General features: G+C 67.2%; 17 protein-coding genes and 3 pseudogenes. 7 read left to right on the top strand and 13 right to left on the bottom strand.

Annotated features, from left to right (window positions below):
• Positions 1-237 precede the first annotated feature (237 nt).
• Both AB0I68_RS16775 and AB0I68_RS16770 read left to right on the top strand, forming a co-directional pair.
• Positions 238-648, top strand: a pseudogene (locus tag AB0I68_RS16775) (transposase); the annotation flags it as partial.
• Positions 649-886: 238 nt separating this feature from the next.
• Positions 887-1,321, top strand: a complete 435-nt coding sequence (locus tag AB0I68_RS16770) for an IS110 family transposase (protein ID WP_363178040.1) — start codon at positions 887-889, stop codon at positions 1,319-1,321.
• Between the two features lie 38 nt (positions 1,322-1,359).
• Here AB0I68_RS16770 and AB0I68_RS16765 read toward each other — a convergent pair.
• The 4 genes and pseudogenes from AB0I68_RS16765 to AB0I68_RS16750 all read right to left on the bottom strand — a co-directional run.
• Positions 1,360-1,668, bottom strand: a pseudogene (locus AB0I68_RS16765) (transposase); the annotation flags it as partial.
• Positions 1,669-1,684: 16 nt separating this feature from the next.
• Positions 1,685-2,488 carry a type II CAAX endopeptidase family protein gene (locus tag AB0I68_RS16760; RefSeq protein WP_363178039.1) on the bottom strand — a complete coding sequence of 268 codons (804 nt, stop codon included), beginning with the start codon at positions 2,486-2,488 and terminating at the stop codon, positions 1,685-1,687.
• Positions 2,489-2,508: 20 nt separating this feature from the next.
• Entirely contained in the window at positions 2,509-3,219 is a 711-nt protein-coding gene (locus AB0I68_RS16755) for a hypothetical protein (protein ID WP_363178037.1), read from the bottom strand.
• A 608-nt stretch (positions 3,220-3,827) separates the two neighbouring features.
• Positions 3,828-4,136: pseudogene (locus AB0I68_RS16750) on the bottom strand (phosphoesterase); the annotation flags it as partial.
• A gap of 338 nt (positions 4,137-4,474) precedes the next feature.
• Between AB0I68_RS16750 and AB0I68_RS16745 the strand changes: the two are divergent.
• Positions 4,475-4,810: an Lsr2 family protein gene (locus tag AB0I68_RS16745; protein ID WP_363178036.1), complete on the top strand. Its 336-nt coding sequence runs from the start codon at positions 4,475-4,477 to the stop codon at positions 4,808-4,810.
• 102 nt (positions 4,811-4,912) lie between these two features.
• On the opposite strand, the gene AB0I68_RS16740 is transcribed toward AB0I68_RS16745, so the two are convergent.
• The gene (locus AB0I68_RS16740; protein ID WP_363178035.1) at positions 4,913-5,428 is read right to left on the bottom strand and encodes an SLOG family protein; all 516 of its coding nucleotides are present in this window, start codon (positions 5,426-5,428) and stop codon (positions 4,913-4,915) included.
• Positions 5,429-5,449: 21 nt separating this feature from the next.
• The gene (locus AB0I68_RS16735; RefSeq protein ID WP_363178034.1) at positions 5,450-5,629 is read right to left on the bottom strand and encodes a hypothetical protein; all 180 of its coding nucleotides are present in this window, start codon (positions 5,627-5,629) and stop codon (positions 5,450-5,452) included.
• 2,258 nt (positions 5,630-7,887) lie between these two features.
• On the opposite strand from AB0I68_RS16735, the gene AB0I68_RS16730 reads away from it, so the two are divergent.
• The 3 genes from AB0I68_RS16730 to AB0I68_RS16720 all read left to right on the top strand — a co-directional run bounded on the left by AB0I68_RS16730 (position 7,888) and on the right by AB0I68_RS16720 (position 10,468).
• Complete coding sequence (locus tag AB0I68_RS16730) at positions 7,888-8,352, top strand: hypothetical protein (RefSeq protein WP_363178033.1); 465 nt, start codon at positions 7,888-7,890, stop codon at positions 8,350-8,352.
• Positions 8,353-8,410: 58 nt separating this feature from the next.
• Complete coding sequence (locus AB0I68_RS16725; protein ID WP_363178032.1) at positions 8,411-9,697, top strand: ParM/StbA family protein; 1,287 nt, start codon at positions 8,411-8,413, stop codon at positions 9,695-9,697.
• A 105-nt stretch (positions 9,698-9,802) separates the two neighbouring features.
• Entirely contained in the window at positions 9,803-10,468 is a 666-nt protein-coding gene (locus AB0I68_RS16720) for a hypothetical protein (protein ID WP_363178031.1), read from the top strand.
• A gap of 325 nt (positions 10,469-10,793) precedes the next feature.
• On the opposite strand, the gene AB0I68_RS16715 is transcribed toward AB0I68_RS16720, so the two are convergent.
• The 7 genes from AB0I68_RS16715 to AB0I68_RS16685 all read right to left on the bottom strand — a co-directional run bounded on the left by AB0I68_RS16715 (position 10,794) and on the right by AB0I68_RS16685 (position 17,268).
• The gene (locus AB0I68_RS16715; RefSeq protein ID WP_363178030.1) at positions 10,794-11,294 is read right to left on the bottom strand and encodes a hypothetical protein; all 501 of its coding nucleotides are present in this window, start codon (positions 11,292-11,294) and stop codon (positions 10,794-10,796) included.
• Positions 11,295-11,500: 206 nt separating this feature from the next.
• Positions 11,501-12,103: a hypothetical protein gene (locus AB0I68_RS16710; RefSeq protein WP_363178029.1), complete on the bottom strand. Its 603-nt coding sequence runs from the start codon at positions 12,101-12,103 to the stop codon at positions 11,501-11,503.
• Positions 12,100-12,273, bottom strand: a complete 174-nt coding sequence (locus AB0I68_RS16705; RefSeq protein WP_363178028.1) for a hypothetical protein — start codon at positions 12,271-12,273, stop codon at positions 12,100-12,102. The genes AB0I68_RS16710 and AB0I68_RS16705 overlap by 4 nt, the downstream gene beginning before the upstream one ends.
• Positions 12,274-13,027: 754 nt before the next feature.
• On the bottom strand, positions 13,028-13,447 hold the full coding sequence (locus AB0I68_RS16700; RefSeq protein WP_363178027.1) for an NUDIX domain-containing protein: 420 nt from the start codon (positions 13,445-13,447) through the stop codon (positions 13,028-13,030).
• Between the two features lie 97 nt (positions 13,448-13,544).
• Positions 13,545-14,333, bottom strand: a complete 789-nt coding sequence (locus AB0I68_RS16695) for an SDR family oxidoreductase (protein ID WP_363178026.1) — start codon at positions 14,331-14,333, stop codon at positions 13,545-13,547.
• Positions 14,330-15,379: a hypothetical protein gene (locus AB0I68_RS16690; RefSeq protein ID WP_363178025.1), complete on the bottom strand. Its 1,050-nt coding sequence runs from the start codon at positions 15,377-15,379 to the stop codon at positions 14,330-14,332. Before AB0I68_RS16690 ends, AB0I68_RS16695 begins: the two co-directional genes overlap by 4 nt.
• On the bottom strand, positions 15,376-17,268 hold the full coding sequence (locus AB0I68_RS16685; protein WP_363178024.1) for a nucleotidyltransferase domain-containing protein: 1,893 nt from the start codon (positions 17,266-17,268) through the stop codon (positions 15,376-15,378). The genes AB0I68_RS16690 and AB0I68_RS16685 overlap by 4 nt, the downstream gene beginning before the upstream one ends.
• 426 nt (positions 17,269-17,694) lie before the next feature.
• Here AB0I68_RS16685 and AB0I68_RS16680 point away from each other — a divergent pair.
• Positions 17,695-17,898: hypothetical protein (locus AB0I68_RS16680; RefSeq protein WP_363178023.1), on the top strand; the 204-nt coding region annotated here is incomplete at its 3' end.

Here is a 17,898-nt window from a genome sequence, read left to right as displayed (position 1 = left end):
GTTGCTGCCAGGCTCGACGTCGATGATCCGGCATGACTCGAAACATAACTGGCGCCCCGTCAGAGGCTGCCGTTCCCCCGAGATGTATGCCGGACATCGGCGCCGACCTGGCCCACCCGTTGGCTTGATCAGCAGCTTGTCCGCCTTGCGGCGTGACTCATCACAGTTCCGCCACGCGGTGACTCCATCCAGGCCGACGCCGACGACAGCCGTCCGCCCAGCAAGGAGAACGACCACGTGGCCATCCTCGCAGAACAAGTCGACGGCGTCATCGGCGTCGATACCCACCGAGACACCCTCGCGGCGGCAGCCGTAAGTCCCATCGGTGCAGTCCTGAACAGCACCGATGCCCCTGCGAACACCCGCGGTTACCGGCGCCTGCTGGACTTCGCCCGCCAGCACATTCCCGGCCGCCGCTGCTGGGCCCTGGAAGGTGTCGGCAGCTATGGCGCCGGGCTTGCCTCTTTCCTGGACCAGGCCGGCGAGCAGGTCGTCGAGGTCTGCCGGCCCAAGCGGGCAGCCAACCGGGGCGGACGCAAGACCGACATGCTTGATGCCATCCGGGCCGCCAAGGAGGCCCTGGCCACCGAGCACTCGATACAGCCCCGACTCCGCGGCGAACGCGAGGCACTGCGCGTCCTTCTCGCTACCCGACAGGGTGCAGTCCTCGCCTCCACGGCGGCGATCAACCAGCTCAAGGCCCTGATCGTCTCCGCACCGGACAACCTCCGCGCCGAGCTGCGGAAGCTCAAGCGGCCGGCCCAGGTCACCCACTGTGCTCAGCTACGCGACCGCCCTGCCCAGGACCTTGAACACCGGATGACAGCCCGGGCTCTTCGGTCCACTGCCCTGCGCATCCAGAGCCTGCAAGCGGAGGCTAAAGATCTTGAAAAAGGAGATCTTGGCCCTGGTGAGGCAGGTCGCCCCGGAGCTTCTCGGCCTGCTTGGCGTCGGCCCGATCACCGCGGCCCAGGTACTGGTCAGCTGGTCCCATCATGGGAGATTCCGCTCGGAAGCGGCTTTCGCCTCGTTCGCCGGCGTCTCGCCGATCCCCGCCTCTTCCGGACTCACCAACCGGCACCGCCTCAACCGCAGCGGCGACCGGCAGCTCAACCGGGCCATACACACCATCGCCCTGATCCGCATGCGGCTTGACCCCGCCACGAAGGCCTACGTCACCCGCAGAATCACCGAGGGCAAGACCTCCCGGGACGCACAACGCTGCCTGAAGCGCGCGATCTCCAGGCAGCTGTTCAAGATCCTCGAACGTGCCAAATCGAACGATGATGAGAAGCCCAACAACCTCCCCCAAACGGCTTGACTCGATATAGCAGCCTCGGGGTGCCCCTATGAGTTTGGTCAAGCTGATGGGGCAGGTTGGGGTTCGTAGAAGGTGCCGTCTCGGAGCATCGCGAAGAGGACGTCGGCTCGGCGTCTGGCGAGGCAGAGGAGGGCTTGGGTGTGGTGCTTTCCGCGTCGGGAGGGCTGTTCGCCACGGATTGACGAGCCTGAGCTGCGGGTCGCCGGGGCCAGGCCTGCGTAGGCGGCAAGGTGGGCGGCAGACGGGGAGCCGGATCCGTCGCCGATGTCGATGAGGATCCGGGCTCCGGTCCTGACGCCGATCCCCGGCATGGACGTCAGGACCTTGGCACCATCGTTTTCCAGAAGAGGCTGAGTACCTCGCTCACTGCATCGCGGACTCGCTTCCCGAGGCCGGGCCTGCGCCTGGCGCAGTCAAGCCGGCGACCCGCCGGTAGAGCCCAAAGGCACAGCCGGCGAAAGCCAGGTACAGGAGCGCCGCGGAGACGGGGTTCGCTAGAGCGACGAACACCTGTGCTGGGACGAGGGCGGCGGCGAGGTTGAAGCCCAGGTGCAGGAGCACGCAGGGCCACAGCACGCGCGTGTGTTCGTAGACCAGAGCCAGGAGCACCGCCAGTGGCAGGGTCGAGGCGAACTGCACGGCGTTGCCGTGCAGCAGGCCGAACACCACGGCGGTGACCAGCGTGGAAGCGAGGATGCTCACCCGCTTGCGCAGCAATGGGTAGACCAGCCCTCGGAACAGGGCCTCCTCCCCCGCAGGAGCCGCGACCATGGCGAGCAGCAGGGTCGCCAGCACTCCAGCCGCGTGCCTCGTCTGGTTCGACGCGTCGAAGCCTGTGGACCCGGTCGTGGCGTAGATCCACAAGGCCATCGACTGCCCGGCGAGGAATGCCAGAACCGCGCAGCCGACGACGGTCCACCCGAAGCGCGGAATTTCCGTGCTCGGCCGCGGGGCCGGCGCATGCGCGAGCCACTGGGGCCGCTGGATCCTCACCGAGCCGACCAGGATGACAACGAGCATGCCCAGGACGGAGGTCGCGACGATCGGCTCTCCGATGAGGCGGACTGCGACGGTGCCCAGACCGAGGTAGACCGCGACGACGGCGAACGGCACGAGAGCGCACCACCCGATGCCGAGCAGACGCGAAGTGGTCGGTGGCGTCGTCATGGGCTCCTCCTCTACGGGGCTCAAGCACCCGTGATGATCTGTTCGTTGATGACGGCCTGGACGCGGGTGTCGCCGCGGAAGGTGTCCAGCTGCAACGTCGCCGTGAAGCGCGCCATCCCCAGCTGGGTACGACCGGCGCGCCGCTGGAAGCTCTGGAGCACGTCGAACTTCTCCTCGGCGACGTTCCACCACAGGCAGGACAGGCCGGACCGGGTGACCAGGCGCAGGTGCTGCGGATCGGATCCGATCCGGTCCACGCACAGGCCCAAGGGCTCGATCGCGATCTCGACGACCGGCGTGGTGAAGCCGTGCCCGAAGGGCTTGAGGCCCTCGGTCCGGCGCACCGGCTCGAACAGCGGCCGCAGATCTTCAAGGCCGGCGTCGCAGTCGGCGTCCGGGCCGAGCACGAGACCGCCCTTCGGGCAATCGATGCTGACGGTGAGCAGGGCAACCTGGGCGGTCTTCTGCAGCACGGCAACCAGGTCGCCCGGCTTCTCGGCCTTCGCGACGCGAACGACGCAGGCCTGCTGGTGTCCGATGGCGCTGAGACCGTCGCGCTGCTCCAGGCTGGTGATGATGTCGAACCACCTCGGCGCGCGGCCGGAACCGCTGAGGAAATCGTCGGGGCCGGCGGGCCGGTTGACGACGACGACCGGGTGGCCGTTGATCCCCACCATCCGGTTGGCCGGCAGCCCGTACATGCCCGGGGGGCGTCCGAGAGGTACACCCACGGGGCCAGAGGCTGGTCCCCGGCGGTGAGTTTTTCCATGTACTCGATGACCAGCCTCTTGCGCAGCTCGTTGCTCTCGATCACCTGGTGGGCGGCCTTGATCTTGACGTCGGCACCGTCGGCGGTGAACACGGCGAAGCACGGCTCAAGCGCGGCCCCCGTGCGGCGCGGGCTGTTCATCGCCGGGGCGAGGTAGAAGCCGAAGAAGCCCTCGTCGCGGTCGTCGACGTCTCGGATCTTTCCGACCTGGGCGAAGGTCTTGAGCACGATCGCGAAGCCCTCGAAGGCCCGGAGGAAGACCGGGTGATGCGGCTCGGTGCGCAGCAGCTGCATCAGTATCGACTGCTCGATGTCGATGGCATCGGGGTCGGCGTCGAACCCACCCCAGGGATTGGGGATGGTCTTCGGCGCGGCGACGCGCAGCAGGCGGGCAATCGAGATCGCATCGCGCGCCAGCCGGCGGTTCTCGTTCAGCACGGGCATGACGTCGGAGACGGTGCCGAGGCCGGCGAACAGACGCAGCAGGCGGATCTCCCAGAGCTTCTCGGGCCGGTGCACGCGGGTGTATGCCTCGATCACCTGGTAGAGGACGTGGGCACCGCAGATCCCGGTGGGGGCGTAGGTCTCGTCGATCCCGCACGGGTCGACAGTGATGTCCGCGGTCGAGCCCGGCGCGAGCTCCTCGTGGTGGTCGGTCACCAACGTCGTCCAGCCCAGGGCACGCGCGGCGGCGATACCGCGGTGGGAGTTCACTCCGCCGTCGCAGGTGAGCAGAACCCGGGTATCAGGCCACTTCGCATGGATCTCGGCGACGTCCTCGGGCGCGAGCTCGTGGCCGCGGCGGTAGTCGGGCAGGTGCAGCTCGACGTCCAAGTCGAGCTCGGACAGGCCTGCGTAGCCGAGGACGCCAGAGGACATGCCGTCCACGTCGACTCGATCTCCTTCAGGTACTGATCCGACCACCCTGTGCGCCGGCACAGCAGCGTGAAGAGGTCGATGTCCTCGTCGGTGAGCGAGTGGCCGTCGACGGCATGAAGCGTTGACATGGTGGAGGCCCTCTCGATCGGGGTCGCTGGTCGGTGGAGAACGAGGTATGAGACACCTTTCAACGGCGCTGCGATTCTAGCAGTAACAGTCACTCCTTCTGCCAATTCACCAGCATCTTTGAGCCTCATTCGGGCTCTAAATGGCACACTTATATCGAATGATTGCGACAGGCTTTCCAAAGTCCTTGCGCATCGGCTACTCTCGCCGGTATGGCTATTCGAAGCATTGTCGAGTCAGATCTCAGCGGTAAGCCGGATGCGGCTACCGTGACCTTCGGCCTGGGAGACACCTGGTACGAAGTCGATCTCACACCTGAGGAGAAGAAGGGCCTTGAGGCTGCGCTGAAGTCATACCTGGAGGTCAGCCGGAAAGCCGGGAAGCCGGCGCCCAAGAAGCGAGTCGTACCTGAGACGACTGCCGAGGAGCGAGAGAAGATCCGCGAGTGGGCCAAGGAGAAGGGCCACGAGTTCGCGGATCGGGGGCGCATCCCGAAGAAGGTCATGAAGGCCTACGACGAGGCTCACGACATCGATCGGAGCAACTAGCGCTGAGCCTGATGTTCGCCTCCTGGCCGATTTCTCTCGTTCACCCCCGAAGGGCCCTGCAGCACACTGCAGGGCCCTTCGCGCGTCTTCAGACCGGATGGATCACATTGGTCGTCTTGATCCCGGAGCTCGCGCTCGAGCCCTGCAGTGGAGGGTGCCGTGCGAGAAGTGCCCCGGTGCATCCGGCATGAGCTGCTCCTGGCTTCGCTTCGGGCATCCGGGCTTCCGGCAGAGGTCGAGGAAGGCCGTGCACAGCGCCTGAGCCCCGGCCTCGCGGAAGACCCGGGCGGCGTCGACCATCTCCTGGTTCCGCTGGAATCCGGCTGCTCCCCTGTGGGCCGACCAATCGGCGGGAAAGATGACGATCTCGAAGCCTGTGTCCCGCCACATCGGTTCAGCCATGGCGTCAGCCCCCTTGGGACAGTGCCCCGAAAGAAGCACCGGCCGGGTGACGTTCTTGGGCCCCCAGCCGCGCCAGGCGTCGTTGAACGTCTCACGCATGCTCTTCGCGTCGTTCCAGCTGCGGGAACCGGTGACGAGGACGACGTGCGAGAACGATTCCGGAATCATTTCAGCAATCATTCGAGTCTCCCCTCCTTGTGACTCGGCGGTCTCCACAGCTGGAGTCGAGAGCTGCGGTCATGACGTCCGGGCAGGCGCGGCGGCCTGCGTGCCGCTGCCCCATTCCGGCCAGCCGGTACTGGACCCGATCACGGCCAGGTCCTCCTCCCGATGGAGCTCGACGCGGATCTGATCGTCACCACACATCGGCATGAGGTGGACGATGTACATCCTGTCACCGCTGCGGGGGATGTTCACGGTGACGACCGTGCTGTTCTCGTTGTCAGTGAAGTCGACGTTATTGACGTCCCCGGACTCCGCCGGAGCGCATCCTCGGCGACGGCTTCGCTGTTCGACTGCTACAACTTCGGCACGCAGCGGGCTCCTCCATCGCAGGACGAGTTCAAGCTGGGGCTGTGTCGTGGTTGTGCCTCTTCGTGGACTCGGGTGGTGTAGCGACCATCGAGTGCGGACCCCGGTGGGGTCCGTGCGATCTCGATGTTCAGCCCAGCTCCCGCGCCAGCCCTGCCGGCTGACGACCCGGAAGATCCCGCTGGAGTGATCTACCCCTGGCCGGATCGCACTGCGAGCCACCGCGCGGAGCGTCACTTCTCGCCTGAGCCAGGCGCTGCGCGCCTGGCTATCCACTGCTGCACCCTTCGCCCCTGCCCACACGTCTGTCGACAACTGCGTCGGGGCGGTGGTGGGGTTCGTCTCCCCAGCACAGGGCTGGGCATGGCCAGAGGGAGCGCCGGCGACCGACGGACCGCCGAGCCAAGCGACCAGTGGAACCCGTCGGCCATGCCTGACACGTCATCGGAGCGCAGTGAAGAGGCCGAGCGGAGCGAGCGTCCGCAGGACACGCGTTATCAGTTTCCCTTATGCCCTTTCACTTCCTTGTCGCCGTCCCGCTGTTCCACGACTGGAGCATTGGCGGAAGCCTGGAACATCAGGGGAAACGGTCCGTACCCTCTCGACTCGTACCCCTCCCCCCTTTCGTGCAGCGGGGGTACGGGTCTGGCTGTTTCGCCTGGTCATCGCGCCTTCTGGCCGTACCGCTGTTTCGTCGTTCGGGATACGGCCGTACCCCCGTGCCGATCCGTCCTCATGAGGCACGAACGAGGCGGGGTACGGGTCTGCTCCCGACGGGGCACAGCTCCGGTTCATCACCCTTGCTGCCGCAGGCGGCACAGCCCTCGCCTAGCAGGATCCGTCCTCTCGCGACGCCGTCGCTTCGGCTGTGGACAACGCTCTGCTTCATCGCTCGCTGCTGACGGCGTAGCCGGCCTCGCACCATCGTGTTGCGCTGGTTGCACCAACCTGGATTTGCTGTGCTCCGGTCGTTGCTCCGGCGCTGCTGCGGCAGCGTGCCGGCACGTCACGCACCGCGTCCGAGGCGGGCGTTCGGCACTACCTTGTCGACACACGATCCGGCCCCGGGCCGTGTTTCGTTCCGCGCTTGCGCGGCGAGCCCGGGGCGGTCTCTCGTGGATGCATCAGAAGACGAGAGCCCCGGCTGCTGCGACCATCTGCCCATCGGGCACAGCGAGCAGCTCGAGGGGTATCGGAGCGTTGTCGTCTTCCTCCAGGGGGTGCCTCCGCAGCAATGCCTCCGAGCCTCTTCCAGCGGCCCATGCCGCGCAGGCACGTCGTTCCTCGCACGCTCGCTGGGTGTGGGGGCCTACTCCCCCCTTCGACCCTTCTCTCTCTGCGCAACCTTGTCGGCTCGATGACGCCCCTGTGCCGACCGCCGCACCAGCGCTGTGTCGGTGTCTCGCTGACAGCTGTGCCGGCCACGCTCCGCCAACGGTCCGTGACTGTCTCAACGCACCCGCCGGATGGCTTTGGCAAGGGGCGCGGGTCAGGCCTGGCGGCCTCGCGGCCTCGCGAATCAGCGCTTCCCTCGTGTCTCTGCAGTGACCCATCGGAACACGCAGGGGCCACGACTGGGACACGTATAGGACACCGACTGCCGCTGCTGGGTCTCTCGGAGTCCCGCGCGTGTCCGCACAGCATCTCGCGCGCGCTCCAACAGCGCCGCCCCGGTGTCGCACACAGTGCCCTCGGAGGACACATCCGCGCCGGGGAGCCGGGTGGCGTCCCTCAGGAGGCACAGCCGGGACGCCGGTGGGAGCTCGGATATGCCCCCGTGCGGCTTCCCCGAGATCACGCCCTGACGCCGGGTGTCTCGTAGGCGTCCCGTGGGAGCCCTTGTTGCGTTGCACGTGGGACCCATAGGCGCATGGCGCCGTCGGCTCGCCCCCAGTCGCCTCCGGCAGGGGCGCTGCGGCGTCTCACAGATGCCCCCACCAAAGACGACTGGGGACGTCAATAGCGTCCGACTCGTGTATCGAGTGGGACTTGCATAGGGCTCAATAGGGACACTAGGGTGGACTCATGGCGATTCGCATTCGATAGGAAACGCGAAGGGTGGTGAGTCCACATGACAGAGCGAGAGACGTCCGTCGAACGACCGGATGGAGTGCAGGGGCGAGTGACAGGGCGAGGTGAGTGCAATGGCGAAACAGCCGAGTGAACCTCGCAAGGTCCGCTGGACCGTGCCCGCTGCCGACATCTCGGTGATCGAGTGGCTCGATCAGCAGGAGAACATCTCCCAGTCGCTGCGACTGCTCATTCGGGAGTCCATTCAGCGCGACGGATACGTCGACGTCTATTACAAGCCCGTCGAGCAGCTGCCGCGTCGCGGCCGGCCGCCGCTGGAGAGCACCGAGCAGCGCGAGGACGACGAGGCGGTCACCGAGCGCCGTCCGGCCGCCATGCCTGTTCAGCCACAGCCCGTGGTCGCCGACCAGGCCCACGCCGTCGTCGAGAAGACAGCACCAGCGCCGGTAGCCCGCCCCGAGCCGGCTCCGACACCTGTTGAGACGGTCGAGGATCCTGCGGTAAGTGCCCCCAGCCCAACCCCGGAGCCGCCGAAGCAGGCCTCCATTGACGAAATCATGGCGAGCACTCGGCGCTGAGTGCCGCGGTGAATTTCATCTTCCAGGCAGACAACACAGACACCGAGGGACCGCATTCATGAGCGCCAACAGCAACGACATCATCACCCTCACCGGCGGCATCGACGTCGGCAACGGCTACGTCAAGGGCGTCATCCAGAATACGAAGCGGGAGATCTTCGACGAGATCGATCTGCCCAGCGCAGTCGTCTCGACTTCCCGCACCTCGCCGAAGGTTCCGCTCCCCGACGCGGATGCGGCCTCCGTGATGGCCGGCGACTTCTACAACCAGATCGACTGCTCACTCACCACAACCCTGGTAGCGGCGTCGGACCGCCGAATCTTCGGCCGGGCAGCGCTGAGCGTCCGCGGCTCGAAGTTCACCGAGTTCGAGGTACTGGGCAAGCACTCCAAGGCTGATCAGGAGCTGAGCAAGGTCTTGGTGCTGGGTATCTTCGCCGCGAAGGCCCTGCGCGACTACGTCCGCGAGAACGGCGCGCTGCCCGGTCACGAGCTGCGCGTGCAGGTGCGCGCCGGCCTGGCGCTGCCGATCTCCGAGTTCGTCGCGCGCCGCCACGCCTACGCCGCCGAGTTCATCGGTCTGCTGGGCAGCGCCGACCCCGCGGTGCACCTGGTGACGATCAAGAACTTCAGCACCCCGGTCTCGGTGCGCCTGCAGTTCGTCGACGTTCAGGTGATGGCCGAGGGTGCCTCCGCGCAGTTCGCCATCACCGACAAGGGCGAGCCGCTGGCCCAGGCTCTTCTCGATGATCTGCGCACTCGCGACGCCTCCGTCGTGGAAGGGGTCTCGGCCTCCGATCTGGTGGCGGTGCAGAACACCATCGGTGTCGACGTCGGTGAGGGCACCGTGAACTTCCCGGTCTTCACCGATGGGCGGTTCAACCCCGAGGCGGCAGCCACGCTCGACGAGGGCTACGGCACCGCGCTGATGAACGCCATGGAGCGCATGAGTGAGTCGGACGCCACGCTGCAGTTCTCCTCACGCAAGCAGCTGGCGGACTTCCTCCACGCGAAGCCGTCTGTGCTGGTGAAGAATCGTCACCAGCGCGCCACCGGCTTCGTCGAGGACGAGGCCGGCTACCTGGTCGACGAGATCGCCTCCTCCTTCGGCGACGTCCTCTCCCAGGCCGGTGCGACGACCGAGGTCGTCTACGTCTACGGCGGCGGCTCGGGCCCTATCAAGCACCTGCTGCACCCTGCGCTTCTGAAGGCGGCCGGCGATGTGCCCGTGCTCTACCTCGACTCGAGCTACTCGCGGCACCTGAACCGCGAGGGCCTGTACATCGCGGCACGGCACGTCGAGCAGCAGGCTCTCTCCGCGAAAGCCCGCGGGCAAGCACAGTAGCGGGCAGCGGGCGTCGATAGCCTCCGGAAGGAGGTCGAGGTCACAGGTGACGGCCAAACGGGGAACCGCGCAGTCAGCTGCATCGGCCAACGTGCGCCGCGCCTGGTGGACGGGCTCCTTGAGGATCCGCCGCAGCACCGGCTGCGGAGTCCGGCGCAGGATCGAGCGGACGCCTCGCTGCTGCAGAGATGTGAGCGACGGCTGGCGCATCAGGTCGCGGCCGCCGGCTGTCTTCGTGGCGCGCATTGCTTCGATGAGCCAGTCCACGGGCACGAGCCCGCGGAACATGGCGAAGCAGCCCAGGGTGCTGGTGTCCAGACGCTCCACCTCGCGGGCCGGCGGCCGACGGTAGGCGCGCACGCCGAAGAGGTTCTTCGCGACCCGCGCCTGATCGTGGGCATCGAGACAGGGCAGGTAGGAGGAGGCCGGACGACCCTGCCGGTCGTCCTTGAGCAGCGGGAAGCGGTCGTTCCAGTCGGGCAGTTCGCCGATGTGTTCGCGGATCGCGGCGATCGCCTGGTCCACGGCGTCGTCGACTCCCTCAGGCTCCGGTCCTTCGAGCCGGCGGGCCTGCGGGTTGTCGCGCATCCGCCACTGCAGTGTCCCGGACAGCCCGTGGATCCAGGACTCGACCACGGTCTCGGAGAAGACATGGCAGGTGGTGGATTTGCCGGTGCGGCGGTCGATGGTGCGCAGGACGACGAGGTCCTTCTTCGTGCGGGCCATCGACGTGAGTTCCTCGGAGGTCCAGTAGTGGAATGCCTTACCTGAGGCGCACATGCGGTGCACACGCATGTAGAGGGAGACGGCGACAGACGTCCGGCCGTCAGGTAGAGCCCGCGCTAGGATCCTCAGGCTGATGCCAGAGATCGCGCCTTCGACTGCGGCGACACCCTGCTCGGCGAGGTCGTCGTCGACATACTTGATGTAGAGCAGGGTGTGCTCGTGCGCTCGGGCATGGCGATCTCCCCCGGACGATGTGATGGATCCGGCAGTGAGACCCCCGGCGCTGCTCTGCAGCGGAGCGCCTGGCTCACGGCTGTACTCCTGGCGTGGACGTGATCTTCCGAAGGCCAGACCGGATCAGCTCCGCTGATCACGCAGAAAGGGAGAGCCCCCAGTCGGCTACGGCTGGATACTGCCGTCCGGCACGAGGACCGTGATCCGGTCCTGGCACAGTTGCTGGCCACCGTTCGAGAAGAGACCACTCAGGCTTCCTGTGACCGAGCCGCTCGGTCATGGTGGCCGACACCTGGGAACACTCGCCGCCCTCGGCGGCCGTGCTCCACGCGGTGCCGCGCGCACGGTTGCCCTGGTCCCCAGTTGCCGGCGTGGCCGTCTCGGGCGCGGCGGCGGCCTTTTCCCGCTCGTGGGCAACCGCCCCGACCGCCAGCGCGAGCACGCCCTTACGGGTGGTGCCATGGCTGCCGACCTGCCGCCGCTCGCCGCCGACTTCGCGCACCATCCAAACCAACTCCGCGTTCCTGGTGACCTGGTACACCGCACAGGTGCGATGCGGAAACCGGCGGCCGTCGAGCGTCTCACCGGGAAGGTCGAACAGCCGGCCGTACGCCGTATTCGGCGCCCTCCGGCGCATGGCCGTTGGTCGGGGTGTACCGGCGATAGGAGCGGGTGACGATCTCCCGAACGATGCTGCGTGCCGTAGTGGTGGTCATGGTTTGGGGTTCCTTCCCGAGTGCTGCCGTGGTCTCCGTACGCCGACCGGAGTGCGGTCAGTGCCCCCGCCCCGCCTCGAACCGGGAGGGACCGGCCAAAGGCCCCGGATCCGGAGGCGCCGTGGCGTTAGAACGGAGGGCAGTAGAGGCGACCGGCGCACACATGCGCGGCGGTCTCGGCTCCCGCCGCACACGGCGCGTTGTCGCACCGGCTGTGACCGGTGATCCCGTCCGTGGACCGGTCAAAGTGGGTGATCAGGCCGTAGTCTTCGCGCGAGCCGCACAGCGGTTCCGGGGCGTGCGGAGTCTCGCCGGACACGCATGACAACGGGGCCAGGGCGGTGGCGAGGTCGACCTTCCGGCCTCGGGCAATCTCGGCGGCCGGGACATCGATGCGGAAGCCGCCGGCCGGGTAGTCCGGGTGGTCGGAGAACACCACGGCACACGTCCAAGCGCCGGAGTGGCGCTTGCGCGGCAGCGGCTCCTCCTCGACACCCTCAGGCAGAGCGTCCTTCCGGAACTCGATCGGCACCACGACGACGCGGTAGGCCTGGTGAGTGCGCGGCTGCTGCCAGGGCAGGTCGACGAGCAGGTCCTTGGGCCGCTCGTCGATGGTCACGGGCAGAGTTGACAGGTAGTGGTTCAGCGAGCCTTCGGGGGCCTGGGCCAGCCGGGTCCTCTCCTGCTCTTCGGTCTCGATGAAGCCGACGCGGCTGAGGAAACTCATCATGGTCCGTGCTCCTTGGTCAGTGCTTGTGCTGGGGGTGGGCCGCCCGCATGGGTTCGAAAGAAGACGAGTTCGTCGAGTTCGCAGCGCCCGCCGTAGATGTGTGCGGCCTCCAGGACGGCGAGGTCCTGGTGAACGAGGTCTTCCGGCTTCGTCAGCCAGGAGACGAACACCTCGCCGTTGTCAGTGCCGTTCCGGGGTACGGATGCTGGAGTGCAGGGGCCGGCAACAGGACAGCCCCGAGCGCTCCGGTACCGCAGACAACCCAAGTCGCGGTGACACCCCCGCCGTGGCTGAGCGACCACGCGGCGAGGTGAGGCGCGGTGACGACGGCCGGCGCGAGGTTGCTGCCCCACAGGCCGGCGTACCGTCCATGTGCTCCAGGCGGGGCAAGACGGCTGACAAGATCTCCTGCCGCGATGACGAGGATGATCTCGCCGGGTACGGCAGCGGCAGCGGCAGCGGCAGCGGCAGCGGCAGCGGCAGCGGCAGCGGCAGCGGCAGCGGCAGCGGCAGCGGCAGCGGCAAGGCAGTAGCCGCTCATGGAGTAGGCCAGGCCGACTCCTGGCGGAACAAGGATGTTCTTCAACTTCAGATCCGGATCAGCTCTGCTGATCCCTTGTGCTCACTGCCTTCACGGGGCGTGTAAGGCGAGCCACGAAGAAGAAAAAACACAGCACCCCGGCGCCGCAGTAGCCCGAAGGCAGCGCGCGCACCGGGGTGCTGTGGAAGTTGGAGCTGCAGAGATCTCCAGGGACACGCCACAGGGATCATCTGCAGCGCTCAGCAGTCGAACCTGTTCCGTGGTCGGTCTGCACGGTGTGACCACTGCGTACGCCGAGGATCAGCCGGCGCACTGCGACGGTCTTCCTCGCTGTCGCGCGGCATTGGCGGCCAGAAGGCCGAATTTCCAGCGCCGCTTCACGCTCATTCGGACATGACCTTCTGGATCAGGGGCAGCACCGTGGGAGGCTGGAGGTTGAGGGTGGCCAGGGCCTCGGGGGTGGTGAGGGGGGTCTCGACGAGTTCGTAGGTGCCGCGATCGACACGCGTGAACTCGCTGCCGGTACGGTCGTCGAAGGCCCAGGTACGGACCTCGGCGAGATAGATATGCTGGATTTCTTCGCGTTTGGTGTCGGCGAGAGTGCCCAGCAGCCGGACGATGTGAGCCTTCCCGGCGATCTCCTCGTGGATCTCACGGTGGAGAGCCGCTTCCGGTGTGGGGTCGCCGTCCTCGATGCCGCCGCCGACGAGGACGTGGTAGACGTCGCGGCCGGGGATGGTGCGGCGGATGATGAGCATGGTGCGGGCCGGCGTGATCAGGACGGCACGGACGCGTTCTTTCACTGTGTCTCCTCAGGCGTTGCTGTCGAGGAGATCAGTTCATCATCCAGCCGCCATCAACGTGGAGACTCTGACCGGTGATGAACCCGGCCGGAGGAGATCAGTTCATCATCCAGCCGCCATCAACGTGGAGACTCTGACCGGTGATGAACCCGGCCGAAGGACTTGCCACGAAGGCGACAGCGGCGGCCACGTCCTCCGGCCGCCCGCGGCGGGGAACGCACTGGCGGGCGATCTGGTGCTCGGGGGACACCCGGGCGGTGGGCGGAAGGGCATCTTCAGCAGGAACCTGGATCGCTCCGGGCAGGACCGTGTTGACGGTGATCCCGCCCACGCCGACCTCGCGGGCCAGGGACCGGGTCAGTCCGAGCAGCGCGGCCTTGGCTGCGGCGTAGGGGGTGAGCTGGCGACGGCCCACGAGGGCATTGATCGAGCCGATGTTCACGATCCTGCCCCACTGGCGTGCCGTCATGCTCGCGGTGACAGCCTGGCACAGGCGGCGCGGAGCGTGGAGGTTGACGGCGAGGGACTGTTCCCAGTCGGCCTCGTCCAGGTCTTCCCAGGGGATACGGGGGTAGGTGCCGGCGTTGTTGATCAGGATGTCGACGGGTGCGAGGGCGTCGGTGACGGTGGTGATCAGGGCGGCCGGGAACATCGGATCGGTGAGATCACCGGAGACGGCGATGCCTCGGGTGGGCAGCTGGTCCAGGAGGTCGGCGGCGGCAGCGTCCTCGTTGAAATGGGCGATGGCGACGTGGGCGCCGGCGGTGGCGAGGGCACGGCAGATCGCGGTGCCGATGCCACCGGTGGCTCCGGTGACCAGAGCAGTGCGGCCGAGCAGGGGCCGGACGCTCAGCGACTGATCAGTGATGGGGAGGGCGGGGTTCACGGGAGCTCCGTTTCAAATGTGTGCTGAGTGAAGAACTCGGTGGCGTTGCTGCTCGTCTGATGGAGTTCGGCAGCTTTGATCAGCGTCAGGAGGGTGTCGGTCGTCGTGAAGGTCCAGGGACGGACGACACCGAGGACGCGGAGGGTGAGGAAGGGGCGCAAGTCGTGCCAGGGGATGTCGGACAGGGCTTGCAGGGCGGTGGTGAGGGCGGCTCGGCGGCCGGGGCCGGCGTTCCAGAGGTAGTGGATGTCGAGGTGTCGGAGTCGGGGGTCGTAGTGCAGGTCGGTGATCTGGGGGGTCGTGAGGGGCGGGAGGGCGAGGCGCATGGTGCGCTGGTAGGTGTCGGGTTGATAGGTGGGGACGAGCCAGCCGCCCAGGCCCATCAGGTACCAGAGGAGGTTGGCGGCTTCGCCCGGAAGGGTGTTGAGGCCGGCGAGTGCGAAGTCGAGCCAGCACAGGGGGTCGGCGATGTTGGGCTCGGTGGGGTCTCCCTGAGTGTGTCCGCACACCCAACTGCTGTCCGGTGTCAGGATCTGGCGGGTGGTATGGACGATGTCGGAGAGGTTGATGGTGAGCGGCCGGTCGTTGACTGTGACCGTGTGGTCGGCGAGGTCAGCCGCAGTGAGAGCAGGAACGCCTTCTCCGGCCGGAACGACCGAGTGGCCGGGGTTCAGGTACCAGGTGTCCAGGCGTCCACCGGGTCGGATGCGGTCGGCGTAAAGGGTGGGAACGCAGCTACTCAGGGGGTATCGGCGTTCGTGCATGAAGGCGGTGGTCAGGTCGTGGCACACGGCTTCAACGAGCTTGACGAGACGGGGTATGTGGATCGGGTCGCGGTCGGCGAGGGCGATGAGGTCGCCGAGGAGGAGTTCGCACCGTCCCTGAGCGAACACGTCGTCGAAGACCACCTGGCTGCCGTCCGGCCCGTCGTGAAGACCATGGAGCCGGGGAACGGAGAGACGGTGTTCGACCAGGCGGTAACCACGAACTTCCCCTTCCGCGGCCGTGCGATTGGGGAAGTCCTTCGCGAAGACTGCGTCGGTCACTGCTCCACTCCGTTCATGGTGTCGTCCCACAGGTCGAGAATGATCCGGGCGACCTCGAGGGCGGCGGCGCGGTCGGTACGGGCGGTGCGGGCCAGGGAGGTGTCGTGGCCGTCGGCGCCGAGGAGCGTGGTCAGGGCCTCCTCGTCGGCGGAGGCCGGTACGCTGCGGAACTCCAACTGCACCTTCGCGGACAGCGCCGTCACCTTGTAGAGGGCGTGCAGATCACCGGCGCCGGCGAGGAGATGGCGGCGGATGTCGAAGGTTGCCTGGACCCCGTTCATGACGGTGGCGGCCACGGTGGCGACCGGGTCCGGAGCGGGGAGCCGCAGGCCGTTTCGGACCCACAGCGGGGTGATGGCACCAGCACCGATCTGGGCCAGCACGTGCTGGAGCCGAACGGACACGTTACCGGTGCGACATTCGGCGAGCGTGACGACGCTGACGCCGAGCTTGACGCCCTCCAGGTCGGCGCGGAGTTCGGCCAGCACGTCGGCGAGGGCACCCAAACGGGCGTTGTCGGCGACGACGAGCACATCGAGGTCGCTCCACCCGCTCTGGAACTTGCCCTTGGCAGCGGATCCGGTGACGGCCAGCATGTCCACCACCGGGTCAGCGCCGCCGGTGGTGCGGTCCAGCAGCTTGTGCAGGTAGGACTCCAGGCTGATCGGGAGGCCCAGCATGTTCACGGGCTGCGTCTCCGGGTGCCGTGCGGGCCAGTGGCGATCGCGGACCAGCGCGTCCAGGCAGCGCTCCAGGCGGAGCCGTGTACCGGAGTTGTCGATCACCCGGTCCGCGATGCCCGCGATCCTGTCCGCGCCTCGACTCGCCTTGACAAGGTCGCGCACGCCCACGTCGTCGGCTCCGGTTTCGCTGCGTACGCGGCGGGCCGCCATAGGCGTGTCGAGGTATGTGACGGTGACCTGCCGTCCGAGCAGTCGTCGCAGCTCGACGGTGGACTCCAAGGAGTGCAGCGACTCGATCGTCACGTCGGTCAGGTAGTGGTGGGCCGTCAGATAGCGATCCAGGGCGTCGACGATCAACTCGGCCTGGACGACCTCCGTGACCGCGTACGGGTCGGGCAGGCCGGCGTGCGCGGCGGCGGTGTCGAGCAGCCACCCGATCTTGAGGCGGGCGTGGCCGTGTCGCATGCGCAGGTACTCGCCGGCGGTGCTCTTGCCGCTCTCGGACAGCCCGGCGAGCGCGATGATCTGCACCCCGTCCAGGGCACGGGCGGGGACGGCCGGGTGCCGCGGGTGCAGCAGACGCCGGATTTCCCGCTGCACCTCGACGATGGAGCGGTCACCGACCAGCACCGTGTGCGAGAAGCGGCCCTCTTCGGTAGCCATGACGTGGAGTCGTTCGTGCAGGGCCCGCTGGTAGCGGTCGTAGGGCGGGGTGACGCTCGCTTGGCGGGCGAGGCTGTGGGTCACGTTCTCGCCGATCTCATCGGAGAACGCCAGGTAGAGGGAAAGCTCAGCGTTCTCGGCGACGCGGAGGTCCGTGGCCCAAGGTTCGAGCAGGGCCCGTGCCCGGTCGGCCGCCGCCGGGGCGGCCAGGTTCTCGCGGACGGCAACGGTGGCGGCGACCGACGCCTCCAACATGGGGATGCCCCGGTCCAGCAGTCGCAGGCTCTCGACGCCGCGGGCGGCGAATCGCGCGAGGTAAGAGGACGCGAGGACGTCCACGAACTCTTCGATGCGGCTCGTCCCGAACCACCACCCGGCCATATCGCCCTGGATGTCGTTCCATCGAGAGTCGTGGTCGTGCAGGGCGCCGGCGGGCGCCGCAGCCGGACCGATCCGGCGGGCCAGCAGGCCGATCTGCGTGGTCTTACCCGTGTTATCGGCCCCATTGAACGCGACCGACAACATCGTGGACTTGTGATCCATCAGGTTTCTCTCCTACGGCGCGGGCAGCACAAAGTGGTGCCCACTACATGGGTGTTCAGGGAAAGGGGGTCAAGTGCGGGATCCGGCCTGATCACGGCCAACCCCCGATGGGTTCAACACGCAATCAAACGGGCCGTTTTGCTGCACGCTCGCTGCCGAATCCGACGGCTTCAAGATGCGCACCATGGCCGTACGGAGCCTCAAGTTGCACCGAACCGACTACTGCCAGGTTCTGGCCGAGACCCGTCTGGGCCGCGCCAGCGATCGGCTCCGCTGTCTGTTGTTGCGGGGGTTCGGCATGAGTTCTTCTCCTCGAATACAGCACAGCGCCCGGATCGACGACGTCGTCCGGGCGCAGTTGGGTGATTTGGGCTGTGATGTTCAGTTGTCTGTCATGCCACCATCCGGATCGGCTTCGCCGATCAGATGATTTTCTCTTTCAACGCTTCATCCGAATCAGCTGCGCTGATCGAATGCTTCGTCATTCCGAGTCCCGGATCGGCTTCGCCGATCAAACTCGCCTTCTTCGCTGACTTACCGGCCAATCCCGACCAGACCACGACGCGACGTCCCCCAGCCCGGCATTCACCTGGCCTGCTTCAGGGCGTCACTTCAAGGGCTCTGACGGGA

Origin of the sequence: Streptomyces sp. NPDC050448, from assembly GCF_040655295.1 — a bacterium.
GTDB lineage: Bacteria > Actinomycetota > Actinomycetes > Streptomycetales > Streptomycetaceae > Streptomyces.
The sequence above is the reverse complement of the archived record's forward strand: the minus strand, read 5'-3'. Positions and strand labels throughout refer to the sequence as shown.

What these genes read in the sequence shown, in the direction of transcription:
- AB0I68_RS16760 (WP_363178039.1), bottom strand. Translation starts at nt 2,488, where the DNA reads ATGACGACGCCACCGACCACTTCGCGTCTGCTCGGCATCGGGTGGTGC.
- AB0I68_RS16745 (WP_363178036.1), top strand. Translation starts at nt 4,475, where the DNA reads ATGGCTATTCGAAGCATTGTCGAGTCAGATCTCAGCGGTAAGCCGGAT.
- AB0I68_RS16730 (WP_363178033.1), top strand. Translation starts at nt 7,888, where the DNA reads ATGGCGAAACAGCCGAGTGAACCTCGCAAGGTCCGCTGGACCGTGCCC.
- AB0I68_RS16725 (WP_363178032.1), top strand. Translation starts at nt 8,411, where the DNA reads ATGAGCGCCAACAGCAACGACATCATCACCCTCACCGGCGGCATCGAC.
- AB0I68_RS16715 (WP_363178030.1), bottom strand. Translation starts at nt 11,294, where the DNA reads ATGCGCCGGAGGGCGCCGAATACGGCGTACGGCCGGCTGTTCGACCTT.
- AB0I68_RS16710 (WP_363178029.1), bottom strand. Translation starts at nt 12,103, where the DNA reads ATGATGAGTTTCCTCAGCCGCGTCGGCTTCATCGAGACCGAAGAGCAG.
- AB0I68_RS16685 (WP_363178024.1), bottom strand. Translation starts at nt 17,268, where the DNA reads ATGGATCACAAGTCCACGATGTTGTCGGTCGCGTTCAATGGGGCCGAT.